The sequence below is a fragment of the Streptomyces hydrogenans genome (genome assembly GCF_014656075.1).
In the GTDB taxonomy this organism is placed as follows: Bacteria; Actinomycetota; Actinomycetes; order Streptomycetales; family Streptomycetaceae; genus Streptomyces; species Streptomyces hydrogenans.
This window is the reverse complement of record NZ_BNBS01000100.1, coordinates 15,194-29,889: the sequence shown is the minus strand read 5'-3', so window position 1 is coordinate 29,889 and position 14,696 is coordinate 15,194. Positions and strand designations below refer to the sequence as shown.

The window sequence follows — 14,696 nt, the reverse complement described above, 5'->3', positions numbered from 1 at the left end:
GGGCGGCGCGTGGCCGACGGGCGCGGCCCCGGAGGCCGGGGCCGACGTGGCCGCCGGTGGGGCGGTACGGGGCGGGCCGGCCGCCCCCACCGAGAGCACCGTCGCGGCCGCCGCCGCGACCACCCCGTACCGGACTGCGGAGCGACGCATCCTGACCTCCCGTCAATGACCGTCCACGCAGCGTAACTTCCGCGCGGGCCCGGCGTCAGGAGGCCCCCCGGCCCTCTCGAACGGTCACCCGGCCGCCGCTAGCATGCGCCCCTATGGACGAGGACCTGCGGAACATCGTGCTCGGCGTGCTGGCGACCGGCCTCAGCGCGTCCCTGGGATGGCTCACCCGGACGTACGTCTGGCGCCGGCGGCTCCGCCGCAAGCAGGCGTTCTTCGGCCTGCCCGGCCACGCGGAGTGCCTGCTCGTGGTGAACCGGGAGGCCGGCGGGGACGGGGCGGTGCACCGCTTCGACGTCTTCGCGCTGCTCGAACTGGCCGCGCTCGTGAAGGACTGCGGGGCGCAGGCGCAGATCGTCCAGCACGACCGGACGCATCTGGGCTTCGGCGACCGTACGGAGTTCTGCGTCGGCGGTCCGGGGTCGAATCGGCGCATGGCCGCCCATCTCGGCTCGCTGCTGCCCGGGCTGACCATGGTCACGGACCCGGACCCGGTCGAGGAGCGGGGCGCGATCGAGGTCGGCGGAGAGCGGTACCTGATGGACCCGGGCGCCGTGGAGTACGTGGTGCTGGCGCGGATCACTGCGGGCGAGGGCGGGCGCCCGGTCTTCCTCTTCTGCGGCCAGCGGGCGATCACCAATCAGGCGGCGACCCGCTATCTGGCCCGCCACCACGAGCGTCTCGCCCGCACCCACCGGGGCTCCTTCGTCCTCCTCCTCAAGGTGGTCAACTCCCAGGCGTACGGCCCCGACGTGGTCGAGCTGGTGGCCGACGTGACGCGGGCGGCGCTCAGGGCTCCCGCAGCCGTACCGGCGACGACTTGATCCCGTTGATGAAGTTGGAGACGAGCCGCCGCGGCTCCCCGGCGGCCTCGACTCCCCCGCAGCACGCCCGCAGCTCCTCGTGGAACACGCGGAGCTGCAGCCGGGCGAAGTGTGCGCCGAGGCAGACGTGGGGGCCGTCGCCGAAGGAGACGTGCGGGTTCGGGCGGCGGCCGAGGTCGAGCCGGTGCGGGTCGGGGAAGACGCGTTCGTCGTGGTTGGCGGAGACGTGGAAGACGACGACCTTGTCGCCCTCGGCGATCCGGACCCCGGCCAGTTCCGTGGCGCGGGCGGCGGTGCGGCGGAAGGAGAGCACCGGCGGGTGGACGCGCAGGAGTTCGTCCACGGCGGTGTCCGTGCCGACCTCGCCGCGCCAGAGCCGGCGCTGCTCGCCGGGGTTCCCGCACAGGGCGAGGACGCTTCCGGGGGCCGCCGAACGCACGGTGTCGTTCCCCGCGACGGTGAGCAGGAAGAAGAACATCTCCAGCTCGGCGTCGGCGAGTTCGGTGGTGGCGAGGGCGGTCATGAGGTCGTCGGCCGGGTGCTTCCGCTTGTACGCGGCCAGCTCCTGCGCGTAGCCGAACATCTCGGCGAGCATGGCCGGAGACCGGGGGTTCAGGGGCTTCCCCCCGGCGTCGAGGACGGCGGGTTCGTCGGGGTCCTGGTAGGCGATGACCCGTTCGGTCCAGGTGTGCAGCAGCCCCCGGTCGCCCGGGGGCACGCCGAGCAGGTCGGTGAGGTTCAGCAGCGCGTAGTCGTCGGTGACGGCCCGGACGAGGTCGACCTCGCCGCCGTCCGCGACGGCCGCCGCGAGCAGCGCGCGGGCCCGGACGCGGGCGGTCTCCTCGAACCGCGCGACGCGTCCCGGGGTGAAGGCGCGGGCGGCGAGCCGCCGCAGCCCGCCGTGCTCCGGCGGGTCCTGATTGAGCATCATGCGCCGGATGAACGGCAGGTCGGCCGGGGCCGGGTCGCGGATCTGGGTGGCGCCGAGCCAGGAGGAGTACGTCCCCGCCTCCTTGAGCACCCGGACGACGTCGGCGTGCCGGGTCACCGCCCAGAACCCCGGCCCGGCCGGCCACCCGAGCACCGCCGGCTCCTCCTGCCAGGCGACGGGAGCCCGGTCGCGCAGCTCCCGGAAGGCGTCGTGCGGCGGCCCGGCGGCGTGGATCCGGGGATCGAAGACATCGGGAAGGTCCGTCGGCTGCTTCACGGCTCCAGCCTGGGGCAGCGGCGCGGACGTGTCCATCACGGCGGGAGTGACGGGGGTGCCGCCCCGCCGGGGCGGAGCCCGTACCCCACGCCCCGCAATCGTTACCCGCACGTAACTTACCGACCGGTTACCACGGGTAGCACGCCCCGGTTACCGTCGGCCCACCTCACTGCCCCCCATCAGTGACCCCCCATCGAGGAGTGGCCCGTGCGTACTTCCCTGGCCCTCGCCGTCTCGGCCGCCCTGGTGGCCGGCACGGCCCTGTCCGTGGCGCCCGCCGCCCAGGCGGCCACGAGCGGCCCGTCGATCCGCTTCGTGGACATCGCCGGCGACGGCGGCACCGTCCTCAAGGCCAACGTCGTCACCCCCGCCGGGGCCGACGGCTCCGCCCGCTACCCCGTGGTGGTGCTGCCCACCAGCTGGGCCATGCCGCAGATCGAGTACCTGGCGCAGGCGCAGAAGCTCGCCGATTCCGGTTACGTCGTGGTGGGTTACAACTCGCGCGGCTTCTGGCAGTCCGGCGGGGAGATCGAGACCGCCGGACCCAAGGACGTCGCCGACGCCTCCAAGGTGATCGACTGGGCGCTCGCGAACACCCCGGCCGACCCCGCCAAGGTCGGCATGGCGGGCGTGAGTTACGGCGCCGGGATCTCCCTGCTGGCCGCCGCGCACGACTCCCGGATCAAGGCCGTCGCCGCGCTGAGCGGCTGGGCCGACCTCATCGACTCCATCTACGGCGGCCGCACCCAGCACCTCCAGGCCGCCGCCCTGCTCGGCGGCGCCGGCTACCTCACCGGCCGGCCCGGGCCCGAACTGGAGAAGATCCTCGGGGACTTCCTCTCGTCGAACCTGGACCAGGAGGACGAGATGATCGCCTGGGGGCGGCAGCGGTCCGCCGCCACCCACCTCGACCGGATCAATGCCAACGGCACCGCGATCATGCTCGGCAACGCCTGGGGCGACACCATCTTCCCGCCCAACCAGTACGCGAGCTTCTTCGAGAAGCTCCAGGGCCCCAAGCGGCTGGAGTTCCGCCCCGGCGACCACGCCACCGCCGAGGCCACCGGCCTCCTCGGGCTGCCCAACGACACCTGGACCAGCGCCCACCGCTGGTTCGACCGCTACCTCAAGGGCGCCGACAACGGCATCGACCGCGAGCAGCCGGTGCGGCTCAAGCCCCGCTCCGACGGCGGGTACGAGGGCTACGCCGACTGGAAGTCCGTCAACGCGCACCGCGAGCGGATCGCCCTGGCCGACGCCGAGCACGTCTGGGCCAACGTGGACTCCGGCGCCAACGGCGGCATCGTGCTCCTCAGCAATCTGCTCGACCAGCTGGCACAGACCCCGCCGACCGTGTCCGTCCCGCTCCTCCCCCGCTCCTTCGCCGCCGTCTGGCGGTCAGGGCGGTACGACGACGGGGCGGCGGTGCGCGGCACGCCGCTGCTGCACACCACGGTCACCCCCACCAGGTCGAGCGGCACCTTCGTCGCGTACCTGTACGACGTGGGCCCGCTCGGCGTCGGGAAGCTGGTCAGCAACGCCCCGTACACCTTCCACGACCGGACGCCGGGCCGGCCGTTCGCGGTGGACCTGGAGCTGTTCTCCACGGCCTACGACGTCCCGGCCGGCCACCGGCTCGCGCTGGTCGTCGACACCGTCGACCCGCTGTACATCGAGCACAACCCGGCCGGCGCGCAGCTGACCTTCTCCTCGCCCGCCTCGGATCCCTCGTACGTCTCGGTGCCGATGCGGAAGGAGTGATCACGGCTGCTGCCGGGCCGGTTTCAGGCCCGTGCGGGGGCCCGTTCGAGGGTCACTCGCGGCCCGGCAGCGTGGTCACCGGTGCGGCGGGAGCGACGTCCACCCCCTTGGTCCGGGGGTCGCGGCGCTCCCGCCTCGCGACCCAGGTCGCGAACCAGGAGAGCAGCATGCACATGCCGATGTAGATCGGCGAGATGACGAGGACGACCGGGATGAAGGGCAGGTCGTAGTCGAGGTTGGAGGCGATCAGCTTGCCCGCGTGCAGGAACTCCTCGTAGGTGATGAGGTAGCCGAGCGAGGTGTCCTTCAGGGCGACCACCAGCTGGCTGATGATGGCCGGCAGCATCGCCCGGACCGCCTGCGGGACCAGGACCCAGGTCATGACCTGGGTCTTGCGCATGCCGAGCGCGTACGCCGCCTCCCCCTGCCCGCGCGGGACGGCGTGGACGCCGGTGCGGAAGACCTCGGCGAGCACCGAGCCGTTGTAGAGGGCGAGTCCGGCCACCAGCGCGGGCAGCGGCTGCACCTTGAGCGCCACGAAGATGAAGAAGATCATCACCAGCACGGGCATGGCGCGGAAGAACTCCACCAGCAGGGTGGCGGTCCACCGCACCGGCCGGTGGTCGGAGAGCCGGCCGGTGGCGAGCAGCGCGCCCAGCGCCAGCGAGAGGACGGCGGCGAGCGCGAACGCCTTGAGGGTGTTGCCGAGCCCTTCGAGGAGCAGCTCCTGGATGCCCTCGTAGAGGAAGGGCCGCCACTTCACGGCGGTGAACTGCTCGGTGTCGAAGAGCAGATAGAGGATCCAGGCGGCGAGGCCGAGGATGACGACGGTGGAGATCACGCCGTAGAGGAGGTGCCGGCGGCGGGCCTGCGGACCGGGCACGTCGTAGAGGGCGCTGGCGTGCGGCGTGCGGCTCATCGGGCCACCCCCCAGCGCTTCTCCATGACGTTGAAGACGGCGCTGATGGAGAGGGTGATGATCAGGTAGCCGACGGCGATCCAGACGAAGGTCCAGATGATGTTGTAGCCGAGTTCGCTCAAGGTCTTGTAGGTGCCCAGGAGTTCGGTGACGCTGAAGGCGCCGGCGATGGCGGAGTTCTTGGCGAGGGCGATCAGGGTGGAGCCGATCGGCGGGATCACCGAGCGGAACGCCTGCGGCAGGACGACCGTGCCGAGGGTCTGGGTGAAGCTCATGCCGAGGCTGCGGGCGGCCTCGCCCTGACCGACGGGCACGGTGTTGATGCCGGAGCGCAGCGCCTCGCAGATGAAGGCGGAGGTGTAGCAGCCGAGCGCGAGGACGGCGAACAGCTCGAAGGGCAGCACGAGTCCGAAACGGGGCAGGCCGAGCATCACCGCGAAGAAGAGCAGGGTGAGCGGGGTGTTGCGGAGGATGGTGACCCAGACCGTGCCGAAGACCCGGAAGGAGCCGACGGGCGCGACCCGGAAGGCGGCCATGACGAAGCCCAGGACGAGGGCGAGCGCCGAGGCGTAGACGGTGAGTTCGAGGGTGCCGAGGAAACCCTCGCCGTAGAGCGAGAAGTTCTCTGTCAGTACGTCCATGGCAGCGGTGGGGGTCCTCAGTTGGCCGGGTAGCGGTCGATGGGCGGCGGCGTCGGGGCGGGGACCCCGGAGAGGCCGAGGGTCGCGTCGTACGCCTTCTTCCAGTCGCCGTTCTTCTCGTGGACGGCGAGGGCGTCGTCGAGGGCGAAGCGGAGCGCGGTGTCGTCGCGCGGCACCCCGATGCCGTACGGCTCCTTCGAGAACGGCTTCCCGGCGAGCTTCAGTTCGTCGGGGGCCTTGGCCGCGTAGCCCATGAGGATGGTGTCGTCGGTGGTGACGGCGTCGACCTGGTAGGTGAGGAGGTTGTCGACGCAGATGGAGTAGGTGTCGTAGGCGACGAGTTCGGCCTTCGGGTAGTCCTTCTGGATCCGCTGGTAGGGGGTGGATCCGGCGGCCGAGCAGACGCGCTTGCCGTCGAGGTCCTGCGGTCCGTGGATGTCGTCCTCGTCGGTGCGGACGAGGAGCGACTGGCCGGCCTCGTAGTAGGGACCGGCGAATCCGACGAGCTGCTTGCGGTTGTCGTTGATGGTGTAGGTGCCGACGTAGTAGTCGATCTGGCCGTTCTGCAGGGCGGTCTCGCGGTTGGCGGAGGCGATGGTGCGGAACTCGACGTCGGTCGCCGGGTCGAAGCCGAGGGAGGCGGCCATCATCTTGGCGATCTCGATGTCGTAGCCGGAGTAGACGCCGGTGGCGGGGTCCTTCTCGCCGAGGTACGGCTGGTCCTCCTTGGCGCCGACGATCAGCCTGCCGCGCTTCCTGGCCCGGTTCCAGGTGGAGGACTCCGGGAGGCGGAAGTCCGACTGGACCCGGTAGGTGGGGAGCTGGTCGGGCCGCGGGCCCCTGATGGGCGGGCTGCCGGGCCGTCCGCAGCCGGCGAGCAGGGAGCCCGCGACGGCGAGCAGCAGGGCGAGGGCGCCCAGGCGTCGGTGCGTGCGCTGCATGGTGGCCACCCCGGTCAGTGCGAGAGGATCTTGGAGAGGAAGTCCTTGGCGCGCTCGGTGCGCGGCGCGGTGAAGAACTCCTCGGGGGCGCGGTCCTCCAGGATCCGGCCGTCGGCCATGAAGACGACGCGGTTGGCGGCGGAGCGGGCGAAGCCCATCTCGTGGGTGACGACGACCATGGTCATGCCCTCGTGGGCGAGCTGCTGCATCACCTCCAGGACCTCGTTGATCATCTCGGGGTCGAGGGCGGAGGTGGGCTCGTCGAAGAGGAGCGCCTTGGGGTCCATGGCGAGGGCGCGGGCGATGGCGACGCGCTGCTGCTGCCCGCCGGAGAGCTGGGCGGGGTACTTGTCGGCGTGGGCGGCGAGTCCGACCCGGTCGAGGAGGGCGCGGGAGCGCCGGTCGGCCTCCGCCCTCCCGCGCCGGCGCACCTTGATCTGCGCCAGGGAGACGTTGGCGAGGACGGTCTTGTGGGCGAAGAGGTTGAAGGACTGGAAGACCATGCCGACCTCGGCGCGCAGCCGGGCCAGGTCCTTGCCCTCCTCGGGCAGGGGGCGGCCGTCGACGCGGATCTCGCCGGACTCGACGGTCTCCAGCCGGTTCATGGCGCGGCAGAGGGTGGACTTTCCGGAGCCCGAGGGACCGATGACGACGACGACCTCGCCGCGGCCGACCGTGAGGTCGATGCCCTGGAGGACGTGCAGCGTGCCGTAGTGCTTGTTCACGCCACGCAGTTCGATCAGCGGATCGACGGTCATGCGCTGCCCAGCCCCGTTTCCCGGCGGTGTGCCGATGCGGTGTGCCCCCGCGGTGTCGGTCGATGCGAGGTGCGTCGAGACAGCGCAAACTATCCGCCGGGAAAAGGGACTTCACGCCCGACACGCCCGAACGGGGCAATCGGGGATTAGCCGTATTTACGTCACTGTTCGGCGGCCTCCGCGTACGCCTGGGAGAGCTCGGGCGCGCCGGTCATCGCCCACTCGACGCCGTACTCGACGACCGGGACCTCGCGGCCGGACTCCAGGACGACGACCGGACCGCCGTTCGGCCACACCCGCCAGTGGGCGCCCGGCACGGTGCGCACGAGGACGGTGCCGAGGTAGAGCCCCGCGTCGTTGCCGAACCACGGCAGTTCCTCGGGGTCGTCGCGCCAGCGCGGCGGGAGCTGGTCCAGCTCCTGGAGCGAGCGCGGGGTGTCGTCGAGGGTGACGCCCGCCGACTCGACCCGGGCGCGGAGCAGCTCGCACTCGGCGAGCAGCTCCGCCAGGCCCTCCGGGTCACCCTCGAAGGCCGTGGCCAGCGGGGTCGGGGCGGTCTCCCGCCGCTTGCGCCAGTGGTCGAGAAACGGGATGTTCATCGGAACAGCGTCGCACCGTCACCCGCCGGTCCACCACCCGGCACGCGGAGACCGTCCGGCGCGCCGGGCGGGCCGGGCGGCGGTCAGAGGTCGAGGTCGACGACGACCGGGGCGTGGTCGGAGGCGCCCTTGCCCTTGCGCTCCTCGCGGTCCACGTAGCTGTCCTTCACGGCCTCCGCGAAGGGCTTGTTGCCGTACACGAGGTCGATGCGCATGCCCTTGTTCTTCGGGAAGGCGAGCTGGCGGTAGTCCCAGTACGTGTACGGGTGGTCGTACTTGAGGGGGCGCGGGACGACGTCGGTGAGGCCGGTCTCGCGGAGCCCGGCGAGGGCAGCGCGCTCGGGCTCGGTGACGTGGGTGGCGCCCTCGAAGAGGGAGACGTCCCAGACGTCGGCGTCGGTCGGGGCGATGTTGTAGTCGCCGAGGACGGCGAAGGGGCGGCCGCCGGCCGCGTCCTCGCCGACGGCCGTCTTCAGCGCGTCCAGCCAGCGCAGCTTGTACGCGTAGTGCTCGTGGGCGATCTCCCGGCCGTTGGGCACGTAGACCGACCAGACGCGGACCGGGCCGCAGGTCGCGGAGATCGCGCGGGGCTCCTGCACGCCGTCGTAGTCGGGGCCGCCCGGCAGACCGGTGACGACGTCCTCGAAGCCTACGCGGGAGAGCAGGGCCACGCCGTTCCACCTGCCGGTGGCGTTGACCACCGACTCGTAGCCCAGCGCGCGCAGCTCGTCGGCGGGGAACTGCTCGGCGCCGCACTTGGTCTCCTGGATGCACAGCACGTCGGTGCCGCTGCTCTCCAGCCAGGCCAGCACTCGGGGCAGCCGAGCGGTGATCGAATTGACGTTCCAGGTGGCGATGCGCATGACGCCCACCCTACTGGCGGGCACCGACAGCGGCCCGGATCCGGCTCACAGCCCGACGGAGGCGCCGGAGGCGAGCCGCTGGTGGTCGGTGCCGCCGAGGGCGCCGATCTGCCGGTCGTAGATGGGCCGGGCCAGGTCGGTCAGGAGGGCGTCGTGGATGTCGTACGCCCGGCGCGGCCGGACCTCGCGGACGTAGTCGATCACCTCGGAGATCTTGTTCCACGGCGCCATCACCGGCAGCAGCAGGGTGTCCACCGGGCGGCCGGGGACCGTCAGGGCGTCGCCGGGGTGGAAGACGGCGCCGTCGACGAGGAAGCCGACGTTGGTGACGCGCGGCAGGTCCGGGTGGATCACGGCGTGCAGCTCGCCGTGGACCTCGATGTCGAAGCCGGCGGCGGTGAAGGCGTCGCCGTGCCCGACGGTGTGCACCCGGCCCGGGAAGGCCGGGGCGAGCTGCTCGGCGACGCTGCGCAGGGTCCACAGCCCGGCCGCCGGATTCGCCTCCAGGGCGGCGCGCAGCCGCCCCTCGTCGAAGTGGTCCGGGTGCTCGTGGGTGACGAGGAGCGCGTCGGCACCGAGCACGGCGTCCTCCTCCGTGAACATCCCGGGATCGAGGACGAGCGTCCGCCCGTCCTTCTCCAGCCGGACGCAGGCGTGGGACTTCTTCGTCAGCTTCACGGCCTCACCCTACGCCGGGCGTGCGGGCCCGGCTCGGGTGGAAGCGGCCCGGCCTACGCCGGCGGCGTGGTCTCCTCGGTGATGACCCGGCCGACCGCGGCGAGGGCGGTCTCGGCGGCCGGCAGCCCGCAGTAGACGGCGGTGTGGAGCACGATCTCGCGGATCTCGGCGGGCGAGAGGCCGTTGCGGAGAGCGGCCCGGGTGTGGTCGGCGAGCGCCTCGCGGTGCCCGCCGGCGACGAGGGCCGTGAGGGTGACGACGCTGCGGGTGCGCCGGTCGAGGCCGTCCCGGGCCCAGACCTCGCCCCAGGCGTAGCGGGTGACGAGCTCCTGGAAGTCGGCGGTGTCCTCGTCGGCGAGCGCGCGGTCGACATGGGCGTCGCCGAGGATCTCGCGGCGGAGCCCGAGCCCCTTCTCGTACGGGTCGGGGCGCCCGGCCGGTGCGGGCTCGCCGTCCTCGGCGTCGGCCGGGGCGGGGGCGGCCTCGGCGGGGACCGGGGCGGGCACGGGCACGGGCGGCGGTACGGCGAGGGTGCCGCTGGTCTCGTGGGAGGTCGCCGAGAAGTGCTCCAGGAGCAGGTCGGTGACGGCGGCCGGCTGCTCGACCGGGGCGAGGTGGGAGGCGCCCGGGACGACGGCCAGCTTGGCGTCGGCGATGCCGGCGACGAGCGTGCGGGCCTCGGCGGGGCCGGTGACCCGGTCCTCCGAGCCGACCAGGACGAGCGCGGGCACCCCGATGGAGCCGAGGGCGGCCCGTACGTCGAAGAGGGCGAGGGCCTCGCAGGCGGCGACGTAGCAGGGGGCGTCGGTGGTCCGCACCATCTGGACGGCCCAGTCGACGATGGCGGGCTGGTTGGCGGCGAAGTGCGGGGTGAACCACTGCTCGGGCGCCGTGCGGGCCATCGGCTCCAGGCCGTTGGTGCGGACCACGACGCCGCGCTGGCGGAACTCGTCGGCGGTGCCGAACCGGGGGGCGGTGGCGACCAGGGCCAGCGAGGCGACCCGGTGCGGGGCGCGCAGGGCGAGGTCCAGGCCCACGGCGCCGCCCAGGGAGCAGCCGGCGTAGCCGAAGCGCTGGATGCCGAGGGTGTCGAGGGTCGCGAGGACGCGGTCCCCGAGCTCCGCGACGGAGGTGAAGGGCTGCGCGGGCGCGCCGCCGTGGCCGGGCAGGTCGAAGCGGACGACGCGCCGGTCCCGGATCAGCTCGGGGATCTGGCGGTCCCACATGTGGAAGGTGGTGCCCAACGAGGGGCCCAGGACCAGGACGGGTGCGTCCTCGGGCCCGTCGACGCGGTATTGCAGGGTGTTCGTCGGTGTCTCACTCACTCGCCCGACCCTCTCATCTCTCCGGACGCCGCGGGGCGCCGGGGCGGGAATTCGCGGGGACGGAGGGGCGGGCGGGCCGGGCGGAGCCCCGTGGGGTCAGCGGCCGCGGCGGATCCGGGCCGCCTTGCGGGCCTCGGCCAGCTTCCGGTCCTCGGCCGAACGGCGGGACTCGTTCTTGGCGCGGCCGGGCTTGCCGGGGACGGTGCCCATGCCGCGGAACTGCGCGCCGCCGCGTCGGGCGCGCTCGGCGCTGGGGGCGCTGCCGTCGACCGGGACGCCGAAGGGGGCCTTGGCGCCGGTGATGCGGCTGAGCTCCGCCTCGCCGGAGCGGACCTGGGTGACCCGGGGGCGGAGCCCGGCGTCCGCCATGAGGCGGAGCACGTCCTTGCGCTGGTCGGGCAGGACCAGGGTGACCACGGTGCCGGAGCCGCCGGCGCGGGCGGTGCGGCCGCCGCGGTGCAGGTAGTCCTTGTGGTCGGCAGGCGGGTCGACGTTCACGACGAGGTCGATGTCGTCGACGTGGATGCCGCGGGCGGCGACGTTGGTGGCGACGAGGACGGGCACCTCGCCGCTGCGGAACCGCTCCAGGGTGCGGGTGCGCAGCGGCTGGGACTTGTCGCCGTGCAGGGCGGCGGCCCGGACGCCGCTGCCGCGCAGGTGGGCGGTGAAGCGGTCGACGGCCGCCTTGGTCGCCAGGAACATGATCACGCGGCCGTCGCGGGCGGCGATCTCGGTGGCGGTGGCGAACTTGTCGGCGCCGTGCACCTGGAGGACGTGGTGCTCCATGGTGGCGTGGGCGGCGGCCGAGGGGTCGACCGAGTGGACGACCGGGTCGTGGAGGTAGCGCTCGACCAGCAGGTCGACGTTCTTGTCGAGGGTGGCGGAGAACAGCATCCGCTGGCCCCCGTCGCGGACCAGGTCGAGCAGGGCGGTGACCTGGTCCATGAAGCCCATGTCGGCCATCTGGTCGGCCTCGTCGAGGACGGTGATCTCGACCCGGTCCAGGCGGGCGTCCTTGCGCTCGACGAGGTCCATGAGGCGGCCGGGAGTGGCGATGACGACCTCTGCCCCGTCGCGCAGGGCGGTGGCCTGCCGGCCGATCGACATGCCGCCGACGACGGTGGCGAGCCGCAGCTTCAGCGCCCCGGCGTAGGGGGCGAGCGCGTCGGTCACCTGCTGGGCCAGCTCGCGGGTGGGCACGAGCACCAGCGCCCGGGGCTTGCGCGCCTCCGCCCGGCTGCCGGCCAGCCGCGCCAGGAGCGGCAGCCCGAAGGCGAGCGTCTTGCCGGAGCCGGTCCGCCCGCGCCCGAGCACGTCCCGCCCGGCGAGGGCGTTCGGCAGGGTGGCGGCCTGGATCGGGAAGGGCGTGACGACTCCCTGGGCGGTGAGCAGTTCCCGTACCTCGGCGGGCAGCCCGAGCTCGTCGAAGGAGGCGACGGCGGGCAGGGCCGGGGTGTGACTGACCGGCTGCGCGAAGTCGTCCTTGGAGGCGGCGGGGCGGGGGCTGTGGTCCGGGCGGGAGGAACGGTTCATGGGGTCCATTGTGGGTCACCGCCGCCGCCCGGAGCCCCGGCGCCGGGGGCGGGGGCCCCGGACGGGCCCCGGGGGCGGGATCCGCCCGGGCCGGGGGCACACCGGAACGGCAGGATCCCGGCACCGCCGAGGGCACGCCGAAGCGGCCCGGCACCCGCCGCGGCCGGGGCGGCACCGCCGGTCAGTCGGCGCGGCACCAGGCCAGGGCCTCGGCGCGGGTGGGGAAGAGCCGCCAGGTGCGGGGGCGGCCCTCGGCGACCTCGACGAAGGGCCGCTGGGCGGCGACGGCGGTGCCGTGGCCGTGCGCGGCGAGGTCGCCGAGGATCGCGGCCAGGCCGGCCGCCGATCCCGGCAGCACCGCCGTGACGGCCGTCAGGTCCAGGACGACCCGGCCCGGGGTGGCCGGGGTGATCTCCCGCACGGCCCGCACCACCGCCTCGAACTCGGTGAACTCCAGGGTCCCCTGGGCGGTCACCACGCCGATCGGGCGGCCGTCGTGCTCGAAGCGCTCGGCGCCGGTCACGGTCGTGGCGCGCACCCCCGGGCCGTGCATGATGTGCAGCCCGAAGCGCTCCGACATGGCACGCAGGGCCGCCACGCCCCGGACCGGGTTGCCGGACGCGTCCAGCGGAGGGCTGTGGACGGCGACGCCGAAACGGGCCGGGCTCGCCGCGATGAGCCCGCCGGAGACACCGCTCTTCGCGGGCAGGCCGACGTCGAGGAGCCATGCGCCCGCGCCGTCGTACATGCCGCAGGTGGCCATGACCGCCAGGGTGCGCACGACGTCGGGCTCGGAGACGACCTGGACGCCGGTGACGGGGTTGCGGCCGCCGTTGGCGAGGGTCGCCGCCATCACCGCCAGGTCGACGACGGTGACCCGCACGGAGCACTGGCGGAAGTACGTGTCGACGGTCTCGTCCGGGTCGGCGTTCAGCGAGCCCGCCGAGCGCATCAGATAGGCCAGGGCGCGGTTCCGGTCGCCGGTCGCGGCCTCGCCGGCGTAGACGTCCTCGTCGACGTCGAGCGGCCGGCCGGCGAAGGCCGAGAGGTGGTCGAGGATGCGCCGGAAGCGCGCCGCCGGGCCGTCGGCGCGGACCAGCGCGGTGGTGGCGATCGCGCCGGCGTTGATCATCGGGTTGGCGGGACGCCCGCTGTCCGGGGCCAGGCTGATGGCGTTGAAGGGGTCGCCGCTCGGTTCCGCGCCGACCCTGCGCAGCACCTCCTCGGGGCCGAGGTCGTCCAGCGCGAGCGCGTACACGAAGGGCTTGGACACCGACTGGACGGTGAAGGGGACGTCCGTCCGCCCGGCCCGGTAGACGTGCCCGGCCATGCTGACGAGGGCGATGCCGAAGTCGTCGGGGTCGGCCGTCGCCAGCTGGGGGATGTAGTCGGCGACCCGTCCGTCGCGCAGCCCGCGCAGCCGTCGGTGGACCTCGTCCAGGGCGTCGGTCACCGGATCCATCGCATCGGGCCTTCCTCGGGGCGGGTGCGGACTCCAGCCTCCCCCGGGCCGGACGCGCCCGCCCCCCGGCCGGTGGCTACGCCGGCTCCTCCCGGGGGTCGAGGAGCGCGAGGTCCGCGGCGGAGAGGCGCAGGGCGGCCGCGGCGGCGTTCTCCTCCAGATGGCGTACGGCCCGGGTGCCGGGGATCGGGACGACCGGGAGGTCCCAGACCTCGGCCCGCCGGTGGACCCAGGCCAGCGCGATCCGGTGCGGGCTCACTCCGTGCCGCCGGGCGACGGCCGCCATGCGGGAGGGCAGCCCGGTGTGGCGGGGCGCGTTCCACTTCACCCAGGCGTCCGAGGCCGTGAGACCGGGGCCGATCAGGCCCCGGCCGTGGGGGCAGTACGGCACCACGGTCACGCCCAGCTCGGCGCAGACCGGCACGACGGCCTCGATCCCGCGGGCGACCAGGGACCACTCGGACTGGAGGGCGGCGACGGGGTGGACGGCGTGCGCGGCGCGCAGCTCGGCGGCGGTGACGCCGGAGAGGCCGAGGTGGCGCACCTTGCCCTCGGCGACGAGTGCGGCCAGGGCGCCGACGGACTCCTCGACGGGCACCGCGGGGTCGCGCCGGTGCAGGTAGTAGAGGTCCACGGTGTCGGTGCCGAGCCGGCGCAGACTGGCCTCGCAGGAGGCCCGCAGGGAGGCGGCGTCGCCGCGCGGCTCCGGCGCCCCGGCCGCGTTCCGCCGGACGCCGCCCTTGGTGCAGAGGAACGCCTCCTCGCGGCGGCCGCGCAGGGCGCGTCCGACCAGCTCCTCGTTCCGCCCGTCGCCGTACAGTTCGGCGGTGTCCAGGAAGGTGACGCCCAGGTCGAGGGCCCGCCGGACCACCCGGTCGGAGGTGGCGTCCTCCAGGCGCATGCATCCGAGGCCCTGCCCCGCGATCAGCGGCCCGCCCCGGCCCAGCTCGGCCCGGCCCACCCCGGTCGTCGTCCCCGCCATCGTCCTCGCCCCCCGTCTCCGAGGCGCGGTACGCC

At 73.7% G+C, this 14,696-nt stretch carries 14 protein-coding genes; 2 read left to right on the top strand and 12 right to left on the bottom strand.

From position 1 onward, the window contains the following. The first annotated feature begins 263 nt into the window (after positions 1 to 263). Positions 264 to 992, top strand: coding sequence for a hypothetical protein (locus IE321_RS31070; protein ID WP_190225327.1), 729 nt, complete (start codon positions 264 to 266; stop codon positions 990 to 992). On the opposite strand, the gene IE321_RS31065 is transcribed toward IE321_RS31070, so the two are convergent. Next, positions 958 to 2,235, bottom strand: a complete 1,278-nt coding sequence (locus IE321_RS31065; protein WP_190225328.1) for a cytochrome P450 — start codon at positions 2,233 to 2,235, stop codon at positions 958 to 960. The genes IE321_RS31070 and IE321_RS31065 overlap by 35 nt on opposite strands. 171 nt (positions 2,236 to 2,406) lie before the next feature. Between IE321_RS31065 and IE321_RS31060 the strand changes: the two genes are divergently transcribed. After that, positions 2,407 to 3,960 carry an alpha/beta fold hydrolase gene (locus IE321_RS31060; protein ID WP_190225326.1) on the top strand — a complete coding sequence of 518 codons (1,554 nt, stop codon included), beginning with the start codon at positions 2,407 to 2,409 and terminating at the stop codon, positions 3,958 to 3,960. Between the two features lie 52 nt (positions 3,961 to 4,012). On the opposite strand, the gene IE321_RS31055 is transcribed toward IE321_RS31060, so the two are convergent. The 11 genes from IE321_RS31055 to IE321_RS31005 form a co-directional block, all read right to left on the bottom strand. Beyond that, on the bottom strand, positions 4,013 to 4,879 hold the full coding sequence (locus IE321_RS31055; protein WP_190225325.1) for an amino acid ABC transporter permease: 867 nt from the start codon (positions 4,877 to 4,879) through the stop codon (positions 4,013 to 4,015). Then, a complete protein-coding gene (locus IE321_RS31050) occupies positions 4,876 to 5,520 on the bottom strand; it encodes an amino acid ABC transporter permease (protein WP_043223986.1) in 645 nt (214 codons plus the stop codon). Before IE321_RS31050 ends, IE321_RS31055 begins: the two co-directional genes overlap by 4 nt. Before the next feature lie 17 nt (positions 5,521 to 5,537). Next, the gene (locus IE321_RS31045; RefSeq protein WP_190225324.1) at positions 5,538 to 6,461 is read right to left on the bottom strand and encodes a glutamate ABC transporter substrate-binding protein; all 924 of its coding nucleotides are present in this window, start codon (positions 6,459 to 6,461) and stop codon (positions 5,538 to 5,540) included. A gap of 14 nt (positions 6,462 to 6,475) precedes the next feature. Further along, entirely contained in the window at positions 6,476 to 7,219 is a 744-nt protein-coding gene (locus IE321_RS31040) for an amino acid ABC transporter ATP-binding protein (protein WP_043223985.1), read from the bottom strand. Between the two features lie 161 nt (positions 7,220 to 7,380). Next, the gene (locus tag IE321_RS31035; RefSeq protein ID WP_043223984.1) at positions 7,381 to 7,818 is read right to left on the bottom strand and encodes a DUF6278 family protein; all 438 of its coding nucleotides are present in this window, start codon (positions 7,816 to 7,818) and stop codon (positions 7,381 to 7,383) included. Between the two features lie 83 nt (positions 7,819 to 7,901). Next, positions 7,902 to 8,681 (bottom strand): exodeoxyribonuclease III, encoded by a 780-nt coding sequence (locus IE321_RS31030; protein ID WP_043223983.1) that lies wholly within the window; start codon positions 8,679 to 8,681, stop codon positions 7,902 to 7,904. Positions 8,682 to 8,726: 45 nt separating this feature from the next. Continuing rightward, entirely contained in the window at positions 8,727 to 9,359 is a 633-nt protein-coding gene (locus IE321_RS31025; protein WP_043223982.1) for an MBL fold metallo-hydrolase, read from the bottom strand. A gap of 53 nt (positions 9,360 to 9,412) precedes the next feature. Continuing rightward, complete coding sequence (pcaDC, locus tag IE321_RS31020) at positions 9,413 to 10,684, bottom strand: bifunctional 3-oxoadipate enol-lactonase/4-carboxymuconolactone decarboxylase PcaDC (RefSeq protein ID WP_079021988.1); 1,272 nt, start codon at positions 10,682 to 10,684, stop codon at positions 9,413 to 9,415. Between the two features lie 96 nt (positions 10,685 to 10,780). After that, positions 10,781 to 12,217 carry a DEAD/DEAH box helicase gene (locus tag IE321_RS31015; RefSeq protein ID WP_190225323.1) on the bottom strand — a complete coding sequence of 479 codons (1,437 nt, stop codon included), beginning with the start codon at positions 12,215 to 12,217 and terminating at the stop codon, positions 10,781 to 10,783. A 181-nt stretch (positions 12,218 to 12,398) separates the two neighbouring features. Continuing rightward, positions 12,399 to 13,679: a glutaminase A gene (gene glsA, locus IE321_RS31010; RefSeq protein WP_190225322.1), complete on the bottom strand. Its 1,281-nt coding sequence runs from the start codon at positions 13,677 to 13,679 to the stop codon at positions 12,399 to 12,401. A gap of 76 nt (positions 13,680 to 13,755) precedes the next feature. Further along, positions 13,756 to 14,661 (bottom strand): aldo/keto reductase, encoded by a 906-nt coding sequence (locus IE321_RS31005; RefSeq protein WP_043223977.1) that lies wholly within the window; start codon positions 14,659 to 14,661, stop codon positions 13,756 to 13,758. Between the last annotated feature and the right edge of the window lie 35 nt (positions 14,662 to 14,696).